At 38.8% G+C, this 16,984-nt stretch carries 19 protein-coding genes; 16 read left to right on the top strand and 3 right to left on the bottom strand.

Annotated features, from left to right (window positions below; all coding sequences use genetic code 11):
* Window positions 1–3 precede the first annotated feature (3 nt).
* Window positions 4–1,803 carry a YSIRK-targeted triacylglycerol lipase gene (gene lip / locus MUA51_RS10005; protein WP_262559695.1) on the top strand — a complete coding sequence of 600 codons (1,800 nt, stop codon included), beginning with the start codon at window positions 4–6 and terminating at the stop codon, window positions 1,801–1,803.
* Window positions 1,804–2,051: 248 nt separating this feature from the next.
* Here the strand turns inward: lip and MUA51_RS10000 are convergent, their stop codons facing one another.
* Window positions 2,052–2,714: an NAD(P)H-dependent oxidoreductase gene (locus MUA51_RS10000; protein WP_262559694.1), complete on the bottom strand. Its 663-nt coding sequence runs from the start codon at window positions 2,712–2,714 to the stop codon at window positions 2,052–2,054.
* Between the two features lie 129 nt (window positions 2,715–2,843).
* On the opposite strand from MUA51_RS10000, the gene MUA51_RS09995 reads away from it, so the two are divergent.
* Entirely contained in the window at window positions 2,844–3,707 is an 864-nt protein-coding gene (locus MUA51_RS09995) for a fructosamine kinase family protein (protein ID WP_262559693.1), read from the top strand.
* Window positions 3,694–4,158: a DUF1648 domain-containing protein gene (locus tag MUA51_RS09990; RefSeq protein ID WP_262559692.1), complete on the top strand. Its 465-nt coding sequence runs from the start codon at window positions 3,694–3,696 to the stop codon at window positions 4,156–4,158. Before MUA51_RS09995 ends, MUA51_RS09990 begins: the two co-directional genes overlap by 14 nt.
* 418 nt (window positions 4,159–4,576) lie before the next feature.
* Here the strand turns inward: MUA51_RS09990 and MUA51_RS09985 are convergent, their stop codons facing one another.
* Window positions 4,577–5,188: a YIP1 family protein gene (locus tag MUA51_RS09985; RefSeq protein WP_262559690.1), complete on the bottom strand. Its 612-nt coding sequence runs from the start codon at window positions 5,186–5,188 to the stop codon at window positions 4,577–4,579.
* Between the two features lie 171 nt (window positions 5,189–5,359).
* Between MUA51_RS09985 and MUA51_RS09980 the strand changes: the two genes are divergently transcribed.
* From MUA51_RS09980 to MUA51_RS09960, 5 genes are all read left to right on the top strand, one after another.
* A complete protein-coding gene (locus tag MUA51_RS09980; RefSeq protein WP_262559689.1) occupies window positions 5,360–6,418 on the top strand; it encodes an efflux RND transporter periplasmic adaptor subunit in 1,059 nt (352 codons plus the stop codon).
* Window positions 6,415–7,101: an ABC transporter ATP-binding protein gene (locus tag MUA51_RS09975; protein ID WP_262559688.1), complete on the top strand. Its 687-nt coding sequence runs from the start codon at window positions 6,415–6,417 to the stop codon at window positions 7,099–7,101. Before MUA51_RS09980 ends, MUA51_RS09975 begins: the two co-directional genes overlap by 4 nt.
* Complete coding sequence (locus tag MUA51_RS09970) at window positions 7,094–8,269, top strand: ABC transporter permease (protein WP_262559686.1); 1,176 nt, start codon at window positions 7,094–7,096, stop codon at window positions 8,267–8,269. The genes MUA51_RS09975 and MUA51_RS09970 overlap by 8 nt, the downstream gene beginning before the upstream one ends.
* Window positions 8,270–8,399: 130 nt before the next feature.
* The gene (locus MUA51_RS09965) at window positions 8,400–9,338 is read left to right on the top strand and encodes a cation diffusion facilitator family transporter (protein WP_262559685.1); all 939 of its coding nucleotides are present in this window, start codon (window positions 8,400–8,402) and stop codon (window positions 9,336–9,338) included.
* Window positions 9,339–9,535: 197 nt separating this feature from the next.
* Window positions 9,536–9,958, top strand: a complete 423-nt coding sequence (locus tag MUA51_RS09960; protein WP_262559684.1) for a universal stress protein — start codon at window positions 9,536–9,538, stop codon at window positions 9,956–9,958.
* A gap of 43 nt (window positions 9,959–10,001) precedes the next feature.
* On the opposite strand, the gene MUA51_RS09955 is transcribed toward MUA51_RS09960, so the two are convergent.
* Window positions 10,002–10,376 (bottom strand): DUF488 domain-containing protein, encoded by a 375-nt coding sequence (locus MUA51_RS09955; RefSeq protein ID WP_262559683.1) that lies wholly within the window; start codon window positions 10,374–10,376, stop codon window positions 10,002–10,004.
* Between the two features lie 95 nt (window positions 10,377–10,471).
* On the opposite strand from MUA51_RS09955, the gene cidR reads away from it, so the two are divergent.
* The 8 genes from cidR to MUA51_RS09915 all read left to right on the top strand — a co-directional run bounded on the left by cidR (window position 10,472) and on the right by MUA51_RS09915 (window position 16,977).
* Entirely contained in the window at window positions 10,472–11,386 is a 915-nt protein-coding gene (gene cidR / locus MUA51_RS09950; RefSeq protein ID WP_262559681.1) for a cidABC operon transcriptional activator CidR, read from the top strand.
* Between the two features lie 93 nt (window positions 11,387–11,479).
* Window positions 11,480–11,872 (top strand): CidA/LrgA family protein, encoded by a 393-nt coding sequence (locus MUA51_RS09945; protein WP_262559680.1) that lies wholly within the window; start codon window positions 11,480–11,482, stop codon window positions 11,870–11,872.
* On the top strand, window positions 11,869–12,555 hold the full coding sequence (locus tag MUA51_RS09940) for an LrgB family protein (RefSeq protein WP_262559679.1): 687 nt from the start codon (window positions 11,869–11,871) through the stop codon (window positions 12,553–12,555). Before MUA51_RS09945 ends, MUA51_RS09940 begins: the two co-directional genes overlap by 4 nt.
* Window positions 12,556–12,767: 212 nt before the next feature.
* Window positions 12,768–12,935, top strand: coding sequence for a hypothetical protein (locus MUA51_RS09935; protein ID WP_262559678.1), 168 nt, complete (start codon window positions 12,768–12,770; stop codon window positions 12,933–12,935).
* Between the two features lie 266 nt (window positions 12,936–13,201).
* A complete protein-coding gene (locus MUA51_RS09930) occupies window positions 13,202–14,170 on the top strand; it encodes an ABC transporter permease (RefSeq protein ID WP_095117936.1) in 969 nt (322 codons plus the stop codon).
* Complete coding sequence (locus MUA51_RS09925; protein WP_262559676.1) at window positions 14,160–15,119, top strand: iron chelate uptake ABC transporter family permease subunit; 960 nt, start codon at window positions 14,160–14,162, stop codon at window positions 15,117–15,119. Before MUA51_RS09930 ends, MUA51_RS09925 begins: the two co-directional genes overlap by 11 nt.
* Window positions 15,116–15,937 (top strand): iron ABC transporter ATP-binding protein, encoded by an 822-nt coding sequence (locus tag MUA51_RS09920; RefSeq protein WP_095117931.1) that lies wholly within the window; start codon window positions 15,116–15,118, stop codon window positions 15,935–15,937. The genes MUA51_RS09925 and MUA51_RS09920 overlap by 4 nt, the downstream gene beginning before the upstream one ends.
* Window positions 15,937–16,977, top strand: a complete 1,041-nt coding sequence (locus MUA51_RS09915) for a ferrated catecholamine ABC transporter substrate-binding lipoprotein SstD (protein ID WP_262559675.1) — start codon at window positions 15,937–15,939, stop codon at window positions 16,975–16,977. The genes MUA51_RS09920 and MUA51_RS09915 overlap by 1 nt, the downstream gene beginning before the upstream one ends.
* Window positions 16,978–16,984: the final 7 nt, after the last annotated feature.

The following is a 16,984-nucleotide window of genomic DNA, read 5'->3' as shown; positions in this document are numbered from 1 at the left end:
TTTATGAAAAAACAAAATAATCGCTTTTCCATTAGAAAGTCTGTGTATGGCGCAGTATCTGTTGTTGTCGCAACGTGTTTCTTTGTCATTGAAGCACCTCAAGTGCAAGCTGAAGAAACATTACAAGCAGATGCATTTTCACAACACGTACAGGTGGAAAATGTTTCACAACAAGATCAAACGCAACAGATACAAGAGCGAGTAGCATCACCTGTATTAGAAAAAAAGGCATCAATAGAAGAAAGTCCATCTAAAGACCAACTAAGTCAAAAGAATATAGAAGAAACGGCGCAACATAACAATGTCGTAATGTTAAAAGAAAACAAGCAAATATCGGATATGAATGTTCAGCAATCTGATAGTGAAGTTGTACCTAGTCTTAAGAGCAAAGAGAAACAATCAGCAGTTGATCATAAAGCAGAACCTATTCTAGCGCCAGTTGATGATTCAGCAGATATACATAAAGAGACACAAGCAAAAAACACTGTGACGGATGTACCACGATTGGAAGAAAAGGATCAAGAGAAAGTAACTTCTTTGGATGCGGTAAAGACATCAGAAGTTAAAGAAAATACTAAGCAAATTGATCAAGCATGCGTATTAAGAAAAGCAGAAACACCTGTTCAAACAGCAAATCCAGAACAACCACAAAACCAACACCCATTTGTCTTTGTACATGGATTTATGGGGTTGGTCGGAGATGTTGCGCCTAAAGGAATGAACTATTGGGGTGGGACAAAAGCAAACTTACAAGAGTACTTGCGTAACAAAGGCTATGAAACATATGAGGCAAGTGTGAGTGCCTTGGCAAGTAATCATGAACGTGTGGTTGATCTGTACCACTATATTGTAGGTGGACGTGCAGATTATGGTGCAGCACATGCGGAGAAATATGGACATGAACGCTATGGTAAGACGTACAAAGGCATTCTACCTAACTGGCAACCTGGTCATCCGATTCATTTAGTGGGTCATAGTATGGGGGGACAAACCATTCGCTTATTAGAACATTATTTGCGTAATGGTAATCAAGATGAAATGGCGTATCAACAGCAACATGGTGGTACATTAAGTCCGCTATATCAAGGTGGTCATGAAGATATGATTACATCTATTACAACAATCGCCACACCGCATAATGGCACACATGCTGCAGATCAACTTGGAAATACACCATTCATTCGTCACTTGTTATATGGCTTTACCCGTACATTTGGGAATCATTTAGGCGATCTTGATTTAGGAATGTATCATTGGGGATTCAAACAGCGTGAAGGCGAGTCGCTGATTGATTACGGAAAACGTGTTGCTAAAAGCAACCTTTGGGATTCTGAGGATACAGCACTTTATGATCTGACAACGACAGGTGCTGAAAAGTTGAATCAACAAACAACGGTAAATCCAGATATTTACTACAAAACATTTAATGGTCAAGCGACACATAAAACGCTATCTGGCAAGCACATGATTGATTTTGGTATGGCTTTTGCCCACGTACTAACAGGGAATTTAATTGGCTCAGTGAAGGATGATATGTGGAGACCGAATGATGGTTTAGTATCAGTTGTTTCAGCACAACATCCAACAGGAGAGGCGCATGTTGATGTGACTGCGACTTCACCAATAAGAAAAGGAATCTGGCAGGTTATGCCGACAATGATAGGATGGGATCATAGTGATTTTACAGGCAATGATGCCATTGATACAAAGCATACGACGAAACAATTAACTGATTTTTATGATGAGATTACAACGTATCTTATGCGTATTGAAACGGAGAAGTCCAAAGCTCAAACAGCTTAAATAGCTATAAAAATAACCCCATTCATATATATAATCACTTCTAAGTATGAATGGGGAACATTGTTTTGATGGTTAAAAGGGCTTGGGTTCTGCTCAACCCCTAAACGCTTCTCTCACAACCTTGAGATGTCAGTGTTCGAGAAGCAGGGCTTTCGACAGAACTTCGCGGCTCTACAAAATTAAAAAGCAATTTTGCTCACCGCTCGGGTTCTGCTCAATCCCTAAGCGCTTCTCTCACAACCTCGTTGTTAGATCCATTGTATGACGTCTTCGGCTGGGCGACGTGTTTTTGCACGCTTTGGCTCTGCGTCGCGATAACCAAATGCCACCATGACAGATGGCCAGAACTCGTCTGTGTCAAGGTAGCCTTTGTCAGCTAACACCTTCGCAACATCTTCATATTGGAATCCTTCTATTGGGCATGAGTCGATACCTAAGAAGGCTGCGGCAGTCATCATGTTGCCGAGTGGGATATATGTTTGTTTGCTTGCCCAGTCCCATAACGCACGATCGCTCTCATAAAGGTGAAGATTGTCTCGTTGGAAGTTCGCTGTTTTTTCTACCATAGCAGAAACCATTTCTTCTGACATATGTCTAATCTCACGGACATGATATTGGAAGTAAGGTGATTCAGGACGAACGTTTTTACGTGCTAACAGTATGACGAAGTGACTTGCTGTATCCAGTTGTCCTTGTGCACCCCAGCTGATAGGCTTTAATGCTTGTCGTAACTCAGGGTCTTGTACAACAAGAAATTTCCAAGGTTCTAAGCCAAGTGAACTTGGTGACAGACGACCAGTTTCTAAAATTGTTTCGAAGTCTTTGTCGTCGATTTTTTTATCAGCATCAAAACGCTTTGATGCGAAACGATAGTTGAATGTGTCTAATAATTGTTGACGTTTATTTGTCATAATAGCGCACTCCTTTACGATATTTGATACAAAATAAGTATAGCGAATTGACTAGGAGTTTCAAACCAATCTGATTGCTTAGCTAGGCAGTAGGGTATGGTTATGATAAGAAGTGAATGAGGTGATTTTATGAAACAGCAATGGTATGAACAATTGCCGCTTGAAGATATCAAAACAATTACGCCAGTCAGTGGGGGTGATGTGAATCAAGCATACCGTGTTGAAACTGCGAAGGATGTATATTTTTTACTTGTACAATCACAACAACCGTCAGAATTTTATGCGGCAGAAATTGCAGGATTAAATGCTTTTGAACAGGCGAACATTACAGCACCACAAGTTATCGCAAATGGTTGCATCGAAGGGGATGCGTATTTATTGTTAAGCTATTTGGAAGAAGGGGTGATAGGAAGCCAAGAAGCATTGGGGCGTTGCGTGGCACACCTTCATCAAGTTAAGAGTCCAAATAATCAGTTTGGTTTTGATTTGCCGTATCATGGCAGTGCCATCAGCTTCGACAATCAGTGGCGAGCCACTTGGCATGACTTGTTTCTTCAGCAACGCATACAGCCACTCGTTCAGCGCATTGAAGCAGAAGGTCTATGGACGGAGCACGACTCTGTACAATTTGAACAGGTGTACAACCTAATGAGTCAGACGTTAAAAGTACATGAGAGTGAGCCATCGTTGCTACATGGCGATCTCTGGGCGGGGAATTACATGTTTTTAACAGATGGAACACCTGCGCTTTTTGATCCGTCTCCACTGTATGGAGATCGCGAGTTTGATTTAGGTGCGACCAAGGTGTTCGGTGGATTTTCGCCAGATTTTTATCGTGCTTATCATCAGGCTTATCCATTGAAAGAAGGAGCAACATTCCGCATACAATTTTACGAACTTTATCTGCTACTCGTCCATCTTGTAAAATTTGGGACGATTTATCTACCTACTGTAAGAGAAAAAATGGAGGGGATTATCAATGAAAAAAGTTAATTTATTCATACCTGTACTATGGTTAGGAGCTGTGATTTATTTAACAGACGTTTACGGGAATATCCCAAGTCAAATTGGAACACATTACGGTGCGCATGGGATGCCTGATCAGTATGGGGCAAAGTCATCGTTATGGAGTCTTCCACTGATTTTTATGTTGATTTGGACAATTATTACGATAATGGTGCGCTATCTTCCTAAAATAGAACGCAACCTTAAAGGAAAGAATGAAAGGAACACAGCAACACTTGGGACAGAGATGATTACCACTTTATTCATGATTGAAGTGGGTGTATGGCTACTCTTTGTGACGAATGTTTATTATTTATCACACGGTAAGAGTTACTTACCACCATATTTATTAACAGCTGTGCTCATTGTATTGTTAGTCTATATCATTGGTTTATTTTTGAAGCGTCTCATTCGTACAAGAAATTTAAAAAGAGACTGAGACATAATAAACTTGTACGCTACGAAATCAATTGTTAGTGCTCGAGATGTCAGTGTTCGAGAAGCAGGGCTTTCGACAGAACGTCGCAATTCTCCAAAATAAAAAAGCTATTTTGAGAATTGCTTGGGTTCTGCTCAACCCCTAAGCGCTTCTCTCACAACCTCGAGATGTCAGTGTTCAAAGTACAGAATTTGCGACAGAACTTCGCGGCTCTACAAAATTAAAAAGCAATTTTGCTCACCGCTCGGGTTCTGCTTAAATTCTAAACGTACTTTTCACAACCTCGAGATGTCAGTGTTCGAGAAGCAGGGCTTTCGACAGAACGTCGCGGCTCTACAAAATCAAAAAGCGATTTTGCTTGCCGCTCTCGTCCTGTTAAAATCCTAACCACTTTTGTTCCAATCTTGTATTAGATAAATTAAATGAGTGCAAAAATAAGTGGTAGTCCCATAAATAAAAGAAGATAAATGAATGTTAAAATCAATGACCAACGCTTATTGATATGCATTGTTGAATGAAGTGTTACGCCAAACAACCATGCAGAAACAAGAGTTGTCAGGCTGATTGCACGTAAAGCGTCATTATCAGGATCAAAGACATTCAATGAAGTGATTGAATACTGCGTCGCATCTATCCCAACTATCCATTGAATGGTAATTGCGACAAGCTGAATCAGTTGAATAATGATGACACGTAAAAGAAGGGAAGCGAAAATACTCTTCGGACGCGTTTCAGATTTGGAAATTTTATCAATAATGAATAAGACAAGGAACATAAAGCCAAGTGCGAAAAGTGCACCGATGACAATGCCAATTAAGGAAAAGTATTTTGTATAGGTTGCAAGTTGTTCGGAATCAACACCTTGTATGTTACTTTGTTCTGCAGTGAGTGCGTTGAAATCCAGCGCAAATCCAGAAACGACTGTGCTCGCTGCGAGAATGATAAGAAGGATTAAAAATTTGATTCCTACTTTAGGTTCGGAACGTTGCTTTTCAAAACTTTCAATATGTAATGGTTTAAAAAAATCCATAAAATAAACACCCCTTTCAAAGAATAATGTCATTATAACATAAGAAAAAATTCCGAAAATATTTGTATTCAAACACAAATATACGATATAACTGGAGATGGGAGTGTAACATAGAATTTTTTAGAAGTTGTTTTAGAATGATGTTCAAAAAATATTCAGGAGGTTATTCCATTGAAAAAACGCACGTTGATCATTTTAGCGGTCGCTGGTTTTGTTCTACTGTTAGGGATTGCTTTGGCAGTTAAGGCATTTGGCGATAATAAGACAGAGAAAGACGGTTATGATACATATCAAGTAAAAGAGGAGAAACCGATACGGGTAACAGGGAAGGTGTCACCTCATACAATTAAAACATATCAAAACAACAGTCAGCTAGGAGATTTTGTGAGCGTACAAGTAGAAGATGGTCAGTACGTACAACAAGGTACGCCGTTGATCAACTATGCCATTGATGGTGCGCAACGTCAGTCACTTGTTGACCAAGTGAATCAAGCGCAATCACAAGGCGATCAGAATGCGATTGATAAGGCATGGCGCCAGTTAAATCGTTATGACGGGCAAGTGAATAATAGCATTTATGCAACGTTCCCTGGTACCGTATCTCTTCAAAATTCAGAGAACGTAGGAGATGGTGAGGCGATTTTACAATTGATTTCTGATAATCCTGAGATTAAAACAACGGTATCGGAATATGACTTGGATAAGCTCAAGGTCGGAGATAAAGTGAATTTTGAAGTGAACAGTACAGGTAAAAAAGGAATGGGTAAAATTGTAAAAATTGATCAGTTGCCAACAAGCTATCAACAGCAAGAGAGTGGTGCTGCACAAGCAGGTGGCGCAGGTGCACAACTCGGTGGTGAAGAAGGCGAAGAAGGTGGTGCTTCACTAACGACGAGCAATCCAATTCAGAACAGCCCATCGGGTGGCAATGCGAATGAAACGTCTAAATATGAAGTGGTAGTCGGTGACTTAGACTTCAAGGTGCGCAATGGTTATTCAGTAGAAGCCAGTATTCCGCAAGACACATTAAAGTTACCAAAGTCTGTTTTAACAAAAGATGATCATGTGTATGTAGTCGATAAGCAAGGCAAAGCGCATAAAGTAAAAGTAGAATACAATGAAGAAAATGAGACACTGATTGTAACAAAAGGTGTGAAGAAAGGTGACAAGCTCATCAAAAACCCTGACAGCAAAGTGCAAGATGGCAAAAAAGTTGAGGTGTCTGAATGATAGAACTAGTAGATGTGAATCGTCACTTCAAGAATGGTAACGAAACGAATCATATTTTAAAGGATATCAACTTGCGCATAGAAGCGGGAGAGTTTGTAGCGATTATGGGGCCATCTGGTTCGGGTAAGAGTACTTTGATCAACATTCTAGGTTTTATTGATCGTGGCTATGATGGTGAGTATCGTTTTGGTGGTGCCAATTACAAAGAAAAATCAGACAATGCACTGGCTGAGATTCGAAATGAAACTGTTGGCTTCGTCTTTCAAAACTTCAAATTGATTCAAAACAATACAATTTTGGAGAATGTCAGTATCCCGCTGTTGTATGCGGGGTTAGGTGCACGTCAGCGAAAGCAGCGTGTTATTGATGTGTTGCATCAAGTCGGACTGTATGACAAAGAGAATCTTGTTCCGAACAAACTTTCAGGAGGACAACAACAACGTGTTGCCATTGCTCGTGCGATTGTTAATCAACCGAAGTTTATTATTGCGGATGAACCGACGGGGGCATTAGATTCTAAAACGTCTCAAGATATTATGGATTTGTTTTTGCAGTTGAATAAGGAACGTGGGACGACCATGATTGTCGTAACCCATGATCCAAGAGTGGCAGAACAAGCAGATCGTGTCATTCATATTTTAGATGGCCGTATTCAGCGAGAAGAGGTGAACCAGCATGAATAGCTTAGCGAATATCATTCATGTATCCCTGTTATCGATTATGAAGAATAAGCGGCGTAATATTTTCACGATGATTGGGATTATTATCGGGATTGCAGCCGTTATTACAATTATGTCTTTGGGAAATGGTTTCAAGAAGACGGCGAACGAAGAGTTCAGCAATGCTGGTGCATCCAAAGGAGCGGCACTGATCAATTACTTTGCGAAGGATCCGAATGCGCCGAACCGTGATCCGTTTACGGAAAGTGATATGGAGTTGGCACGCCAAGTGAAGGGTGTCAAAGATGCCCGTGTGAAAGAAGACGATACGTTTGGTTTGTCTTCTAAAGCGAGCACTGAGAAGAAGGAAACAGACATTGCGGTCGTGAAGAAAAAATCTGTAACGAGCCCAGAAGAAGGGGAAGGTTTTACAGAAGATGACAATCTGATGGAAAATCGTGTTGCCACGATATCATCGAATGTTGCAGACGAGTTGTTTAAAGGTAAAGCAATAGGCAAGACGATTTATATTGATGGTATGGGATTTGAAGTAGTCGGTATTCAAAATAACGGACAAATTCAAAATGCAGTAAGTATACCGACACGAACGGTGAAGCATTATTTACCCAATCTCAAGCCAGACGCACCTCAGCTAGAAATATTATTTGATGAAAAGCAAAACAAAAAGAAAATTGCCAATCAAGTTGCTAAAAAGTTGAATCAAAGTGGTTCAGCGGCAGGGCTTGGTGAATATCAATATACTGACTTAGAAGAAATGATGAAGAGTATCGGTAAAATCTTTGACTCTATCACATATTTCGTCGCAGCTGTTGCAGGTATTTCACTTTTCATTGCAGGTATTGGTGTAATGAATGTGATGTACATTTCTGTTGCAGAACGAACGGAAGAAATTGCGATTCGTCGTGCGTTTGGAGCAAAGAGTCGACATATCGAATTTCAATTCTTAATTGAAAGTGTGATTCTCTGTCTAATCGGTGGTATCATTGGGCTATTGCTTGGTATCTTGCTTGCATCGTTAGTTGATGCACTCACACCGGAATATATTAAGAGTGCCGTAAGTCTCGGTTCTATCTTATTAGCAGTCGGCGTATCAACATTGATCGGTGTGGTTTTTGGTTGGATTCCAGCACGCTCGGCTTCCAAGAAAGAATTAATTGATATTATTAAATAGAACAATGTGGAAAAGTGAACCGATGCATCGGTTCACTTTTTTGTTTTGATACTGTCTATTTTAGAACGAGAATGACTATGATTTCTTGTTTTTTGTAGTATAGTAGAGAGTAATAAAAGGAGATGATGATATGGCAAGACATCAATATTTTCATCATGTCGAGCACCGAAAACAACAAACGCATTCTAAGTCAACATTATGGCTCTCACTGATTATTACGCTAGTGTTTACAATTGTTGAATTTGTAGGGGGACTTGTGTCTAATTCATTGGCATTACTGTCGGACTCATTTCATATGTTGAGTGACGTTGCAGCACTTGGCTTATCGATGGTCGCCATTTATTTTGCGAGTCGTCCACCAACGTCACGTTACACATTCGGTTTTTTACGTTTAGAGATCTTGGCAGCCTTTCTGAATGGTCTGGCACTTGTATTAATCTCACTGTGGATTTTTTATGAAGCTGTGATTCGAATGATTTATCCGAAGCCAATCGATAGTCAGTTAATGCTTGTTGTGGCAATGATCGGCTTGCTCGTGAATATCATTCTAACAGTGATTCTTGTACGTTCGCTGAAGACGGAAAATAACATCAATATTCAAAGTGCACTTTGGCATTTTATAGGAGACTTGTTGAATTCAGTAGGGGTTATCGTAGCTGTGATTCTCATTCATTTGACGGGTATTCAACTGATTGACCCCATTTTAAGTATTGTTATCGCACTCGTTATTCTACGTGGGGGCTATAAAATTATGCACAATACATGGCAAATTCTGATGGAAGCCGTGCCAGAAGGATTGGATATCGATGACATTATCGATACGATGACTTCTGTTGAAGGTGTGTTAGATGTTCATGAATTTCATCTATGGTCTGTTACAACGGAGCATCATTCGTTAAGTGCGCACGTAGTATTGGAAAGTCTTGATAGTATCGATGCTTATGAAACCATTAATAAGCTTGAGCAGTTATTGAAAGAAAAATATCATTTGGCGCATACGACCTTACAAGTAGAACATCTCGATATCAATCACCTTGATGCACAATACTTTGAACATATGCGACAATAGCATAAAAGAGCGACAGGAACCGCCTGTCGCTCTTTTATTATGACATGTATCCGAGATAGTAGGGTTCGAGTGGCATTTGTGAAAGTGTTTTCAAAGTGTTACAATAGAAGTGAGAAGAATAAGTATTACAAAGACTTATGGCGTACACAGTCATGAGTCATGGATTATCAGTTCGAAATATTTGAGGAGGAATTGCTATGTATAACAACATTCTTGTACCATATGACTTTGGAAATAGCTTCAAAAATGTACCAGAACAACTCGTGAACTTAACGCATGCGAATGACAAAAGTAATATTGTCATTTTCAATGTTATTTCTGAAACAGAATTAGCAAATTATGTACGTTATCAAGGCAAGCATTTTGATGATGTGGTTAAAGAAAAAGAAGAAGAACTAAAGCCTTTCTTAGATAAGCTCGAAGCATTGAACTTGGCTTACAAAGTTAAGTTCACAACAGGTGCAGCAACAAAAGAAATTGTTACCGAAGTAGAACAAGGCGATTATGACCTTGTCGTGATGAGTAACAAGCGTTCAGAAATGGATATCAAGCACGTTTTAGGACATGTTACACACAAAATTGCGAAACGTGTAAACATCCCAGTATTGATTGTTAAATAATGAGATAATCCTGTCAAAAGAAGCGCAGTAGACAATTAAGTGTCTATTGCGCTTTTATCGTGTTATGCTCTAAGCAATCACGTAAGATGATGGCATGATTGTATGTCGTATCTTTTGCAGCATAAAGTAGAATGACTGTTTCGTCAGTTGCATTAATCATGTCTGCAAGTTCCTGATATGCGGCATGTTGCTTGTCATTATGTTGAAGTTCGGAGATGTACTTGTCTTTAAATGACTCAAACTTATCAGGATCATGATCAAACCACTGTCTGAGTGCTTTAGTGGGACCTACTTCTTTGAGCCATTGATCGAGTTGAGCGTCTTTTTTCGATACACCACGTGGCCATACACGATCCACTAAAATGCGCAAACCTTTACTCGGTTGTTTGTTGTAGATACGTTCGATTTTGACTGTCATTGGAACGGCTCCTTTCATAAAATGAATAGCATAAAGCTGTACATACCTTTATTATAGAATAGTTAGGACATCATAGTCACAAGTGAGGTGCAAAAATGGATATTAAACAGATGACATATTTTGTAGAAGTGGTAAAGCAAGGCGGCATGACACGAGCGGCAGAGACCTTGTATATCGCACAGCCAACCATTAGTAAGGCGATTAAAGAATTAGAGACAGAGTTGGGTGAGCCGCTCTTTGATCGAACGAAGCGACAATTGAGTTTGACGGATGTAGGGCGTGTTTTTTTCGATAAAGCCTCTGAAATTTTGTTGCTCTACGAAAACTTACCGAGTGCAATCCAAAGTATATTAGGGGTTGAAACAGGGCATATTTCGATTGCGCTATCTGCCATTATGGATATGCCGCGTTTCACAGAAGTGTTAGGGCTCTTCCACCAAAGATACCCGAATGTAACATTCAATCTTGTAGAGAATGGTGGGAAAACGATAGAAGCAAAAGTATTTAACGGGGATATCAATTTGGGCGTTACATCGCTACCTGTTGACAGCACACGTTTTGATGCCTTCCCGCTCTATGCTGAGCGATTCCAAGTCGTTGTGCATCGCTCACACCGTCTCGCACAACGAGAAATTGTATCACTCACTGACTTGCAAAATGAAGACTTTATTCTTTTTAATGAAGATTTCTATTTGAATGATCGCATTATCGCTGCGACACGTAAAGCTGGATTTGTTCCGAATATCGTCTCGCGTATTTCCCAATGGCATTTTATCGAACATTTGTTGATAGCAAAGATGGGGATCAGCATTTTACCCGAAACGATTTGCCGCATTATTCACCAAAATGATGAAGTGCGCGTTATTCAATTGCAAGATGAGATGTTGCATTGGGAGATGGGTGTGATTTGGAAGAAAGGGACACCGCTCAATCATGCGGCAAAGACATTTTTAGATTATTTAAATATTCACTTACCATTAACAGAAGGAATACAAACAGATGATATATAGCTAAAAGTAATAGGTTATATGAAAAAGATGTATTTTTATGATGGATCTATCAACGCTATAATGTATGTATCGAAACGAAGAGAGGTGAGTTGGATGAACGTATTGAAGTACTTAAATGTGATATGGCAAATTTCCCTGATTTATGGTATCACACGTCTAGGTAGTTGGCTTCAAACTTTCTTCCATGTGCCTTTAGCAGGAAGCATTGTAGGACTAATCCTATTCTATGTGTTACTGCAACTCAAAATTGTTCGCGTATCGTGGGTGAAAGATGGTGCAAATTTCCTACTTGCAACAATGGTGTTTTTCTTCGTTCCGTCTGTGATAGGTGTGATGGACGTCATCACTGAGATTGATATGAACTTTATTATCTTTTTCGCATTAGTTGTTGTAGGTACAGTACTCGTCGCATTAACTTCAGGAATAGTGGCTGAAAAGATGACGATGGGTAAAGTCTTCGATAAAGGACCCCATCGAAACATATGACAACATTAGAAACGATAACAATGATTGCACTCACAATCGTTATGTATATCATTGCGAAAAAGCTTTATAACAAGTTCAAGTCACCAATCTTGAACCCCGCATTGGTGGCATCTCTTGGTGTGATAGCCATACTTCTTCTATTCCAAATAGACTATCATACCTACATGGTTGGCGGTAAATGGATTAACCATTTACTGAGCTGTACTGTGGTATGCTTAGCATACCCGTTGTATGTAAACAGACATAAGATCGTAAAAAACTTTAAAACTATCTTCATGAGTGTAGTAACAGCAGTCATTTTGAACTTTTCCCTGATATTTTTCTCACTCAAATTACTCGGTTACCATCGTGAAGAGATTGTGACACTATTACCCCGTTCGATTACCGCAGCAGTCGGTATTCAAGTGTCACATCAACTCGGCGGTGAAGATACCATCACCATCATGTTCATCATCGCCACTGGCTTACTCGGAAGTATGTTAGGTGCCTTTCTAATCCGCATGACACATTTCAAATCTGCCATTGCGCGTGGTATGACTTTTGGAAATGCTTCTCATGCCTTTGGGACTGCCCGAGCCCTAGAGATGGATTTGGAATCTGGTGCATTTAGCTCAATTGGTATGATACTCTCTGCTGTATTGAGTTCAGTTATGCTTCCCGTATTATTAATGTTGTTTTATTAAATGATTCGTATCACCATGGCAATCCCCCAAGTTGCTATGGTGATTTTTTTATACAAATTGAGTCGTCACAATTTGTACATATTTTAATGATATAATAACCTTGTTTTATGATTTAAAAGGGTATGTATCTAAGGCTTTTATCAGTCCCATTTCTTTTGTTTTTATGGTAAGATAATCAAGAAAATCTTCAGAATGAGGAGTGTGTGGATGGCGTGACAGTATTATTGATCGTCCTAGCGATTGCTGTTATTGTCAGCTGGGTCATTGCAGTACGTTCTTTAGTAACAGCAACAAAAGGCGACAATTCAACAAATTTAGTGATAGTAGCAGCTATCTTGACAACTTTATATTTAATGTTGTTATTTATTGGAAGAGGTTAACAAATAAAAAGAAACGAAGTGTGAAATTGTGTACACCTACTATGAGGAATGTGCATGATTTCACACTTTTTTCATTGTTATAAAAAGACATAAAAAGTCAATATTATATTTGGATAAATTTGAAAATAAGTTTTGGCAAAATAAGAAATTGCCCAATAAATAATAAAAAAATACGATTGCGATTTGAGTGTATTGATGTTAAAATTCAATTGATAATGATTTTCATTTACATTATCATTGATTGTTTGTTAAAAGGAGACAGAGTGATGCGTAATTTAATGAATGGCTATGTGTTGTTTGCAGTACTCTGTGTTCTGACTGTGTGTTCTTTGTTTATTGGTGTGAGTAGTGTGCCGATTAGTGCGCTATTTACGTTCAATGACCATCAACTTAATATTTTGTTCGCAAGTCGAATTCCACGTACGGTGAGTATTTTAATCTCAGGAAGTACGTTGGCACTTGCAGGTTTGATTATGCAACAGATGATGCAGAACAAGTTTGTGAGTCCAACGACTGCCGGCACAATGGAATGGGCAAAGTTAGGGATACTGATCTCGCTACTGTTTTTCCCATCACAACATATTCTTGTCAAACTTGGTTTTGCAGTTGTATGTAGTGTAGGTGGCACTTTCCTATTCGTCCAAATGATTCAACGCATTAAGTTTAAAGATGTCATCTTTGTTCCACTGATTGGAATTATGTTGGGTGGAATCGTTTCAAGTTTTTCAACATTTTTGGCATTGCGTACAAACGCAGTTCAAAGTCTTGGGAACTGGTTAAACGGTAACTTCGCAGTGATTACGAGTGGCCGTTATGAGATTCTTTATCTCAGCATACCGCTACTCATACTTACATATGTTTTTGCCAATCAATTTACCATTGCAGGTATGGGGCGTGACTTCAGTAGAAACTTAGGATTGAATTATGATCTGATCATGAATATCGGTTTGTTTATTACAGCAACAATTACAGCATTAGTTGTAGTAACGGTCGGAACATTGCCGTTTCTAGGGTTAATTGTTCCGAATGTCGTGTCTATATTTCGTGGGGATCATTTGAAGAATGCTTTGCCACATACAGCAATGCTCGGTGCGATATTTGTATTGTTCTCGGACATTTTAGGACGTGTCATCGTATACCCATATGAGATTAACATCGGCTTAACGATTGGTGTTTTCGGGACATTCATCTTTATCATCATGTTGATAAGGGGGCGACGTCATTATGTCCAATAAGCCATTACAAAAACTACTCATCTTAGGTGTGGTGACACTTGTCGTTGCACTAGGCTATTTGTTAATCGGTATTGATTTTGAAATATTTGAATATCAATTGACGAGTCGTCTGCGTAAGTTCATATTGATTATCCTTGTAGGCGCTGCAATTGCGGCATCCACGGTCGTTTTCCAAGCGATTACAGTCAATCGTTTACTAACACCGTCGATTATGGGATTAGATGCAGTTTATCTATTTAGTAAAGTCTTGATATTATTTGTGTTTGGCACAGGTTCTATCTTCGTTACAAACTTCTATTTAAACTTTTCAATCTCACTCGTCGCTATGGTTATTTTTGCGCTGGTTTTATTTGAAGGGATTTTCAGAGTAGGACAATTTTCCGTGTATTTTATTCTTTTAATTGGTGTGATACTTGGGACATTCTTCCGCAGCATTACAGGGTTTTTCGAACTGTTAATCAATCCGGAAGACTTCCTTGTCGTACAAAGTGCGATGTTCGCCAATTTTGATGCATCCAATCCGAAACTTGTGACAATCTGTGGAGTGATTCTTGTTATATTGCTGATTGTGACAGTCATTATGATGCCGTACATGGATGTATTGCTGCTCGGACGTGCGCAAGCGATAAACTTAGGTATTTCGTACAGCAATTTGACACGTTTCTTATTGATTATCGTGGCGTTGATGGTTGCGATTGCGACTGCTTTAGTGGGTCCAATCACATTTCTCGGATTGCTGACTGTGAACTTGGCACATGAGTTGATGAAAACATTTGAACACAAATATATGTTACCAGCGACAGTATTTATTAGCTGGATTAGCTTATTTATTGCACAGTGGATCGTAGAGAATCTCTTTGAAGCAACGACGCAAATTAGTATTTTGATTAATTTGATTGGTGGTATTTACTTTATTTATCTATTGATGAGAAGGAGGACAACAACATGATTAGTATTCGAGGATTGAATCAATCAATTGATAACAAACAGATATTGACGGATATCAATGTCGATGTACATAAAGGTAGACTCACTTCACTCATCGGACCGAACGGAGCAGGTAAGAGTACACTGTTATCAGCAATCAGTCGATTGAACGATTATGATTCAGGTGATATCAAAATCGAAGGGAAGCGCTTAGAAGATTACGGTGATAATGTTTTAGCGAAACAACTTTCAATTTTGAAACAAACGAATCATACAGAATTGAATATTACGGTTGAACAGCTGGTGAACTTTGGACGTTTTCCTTATTCAAAAGGTTATATGAAAAAAGAAGATAAAGAAAAAGTGAATGAAGCGATTTCGTTGCTCAAGTTAGATGAGATTCGCCATCGATATTTGAAGACGCTATCAGGCGGACAGCGTCAACGTGCCTACATCGCAATGACGATTGCACAAGATACGGATTATATCTTACTCGACGAACCGTTGAATAATTTAGATATGAAACACTCTGTACAAATCATGCAGACGTTACGTGAGTTGGCTGCTTTTCATAACAAAACGATTATCGTTGTTTTACACGACATTAACTTTGCATCTGTTTATTCTGACGACATTGTCGCGTTGAAAGACGGTAAAATTGTCAAAGCTGCAGATAAACGAGATGTGATTCATTCATCTGTTTTAAGAGAATTATATGAAATGGATGTTAAAATCGAAACAATTCGAGGACAACAAATTTGTATTTATTTTGATGAATTACCATGTATGTATCATCAAATTCAAAATAAAAATTTAGCTGAGTTAACAGGAGGAAAATGATGAAAAAGTTAGGTTTATTAGTTGTATTCGCAATGATGCTTATTTTAGTAGCATGTGGCAATAACAGTAACAGTGATGAAAAATCAGAAAGTAAAGAAAGTAGTGAACCAAAAACAGTCGAAGTTAAAAATGACTTTATGATTGCTGGTGAAGCGGAAGACGGCAGCGAAGACAAAGCGTACAAAGATACAGTGAAAGTACCAGTGAAACCTAAAAAAGCAGTTGTATTTGACTATGGTACAGTAGATACAATGAAAGAATTAGGCTTACAAAGTAGTATTGCAGCATTACCAAAAGGTGAAGATAATGCATCATTACCTGACTTTTTATCAGAATTCAAAGACGAAAAATATGAAAATGTAGGTAGCTTAAAAGAAGTGAACTACGATGCAGTAGCAAAAGTAAAACCAGACGTAATCTTCTTATCATCACGTACAGCAAACCAACAAACAATTGATGAGTTGAAAAAAGCAGCACCTAAAGCAGCACTTGTATATATGGGTGCAGATTACAGCAAATATGTAGATTCAATGAAAATGAATGCTGAAACACTTGGCAAAATTTATGACAAAGCAGACGATGTTAAAAAGTTAAATGAAGATATGGATAAGAAAATTGCTGACATGAAAAAGAAAACAAAAGACTTAGACAAGAAAGCAATGTACTTATTAGTGAACGAAGGTGAATTATCAACATACGGTACTGGTGACCGTTTCGGTGGTATCATCTATGACACGTTAGGTTTTAAACCTGCAGACAACAATGTTAAATCAAGTGGACATGGCCAAAACGTAACGAATGAATATGTGAGCGAGAAAAACCCAGATATCATCTTTGCGATGGACCGTGGACAAGCAATTGGTGGCAAATCAACTGCAAAACAAGTACTTGGTAACGATGTCTTAAAAGATGTTAAAGCAATTAAAAATGATGAAGTTGTAGAAGTTGATCCGAAGTTATGGTACTTCGCATCAGGTTCAGTAACAACAACAATGAAACAAGTTGATGAACTTGAAAAAGGTCTAAACTTAGATAAATAAGATGATA

This window comes from Staphylococcus sp. IVB6214 (assembly GCF_025558585.1).
Classification (GTDB): Bacteria; Bacillota; Bacilli; order Staphylococcales; family Staphylococcaceae; genus Staphylococcus.
The sequence above is the reverse complement of the archived record's forward strand: the minus strand, read 5'-3'. Positions and strand labels throughout refer to the sequence as shown.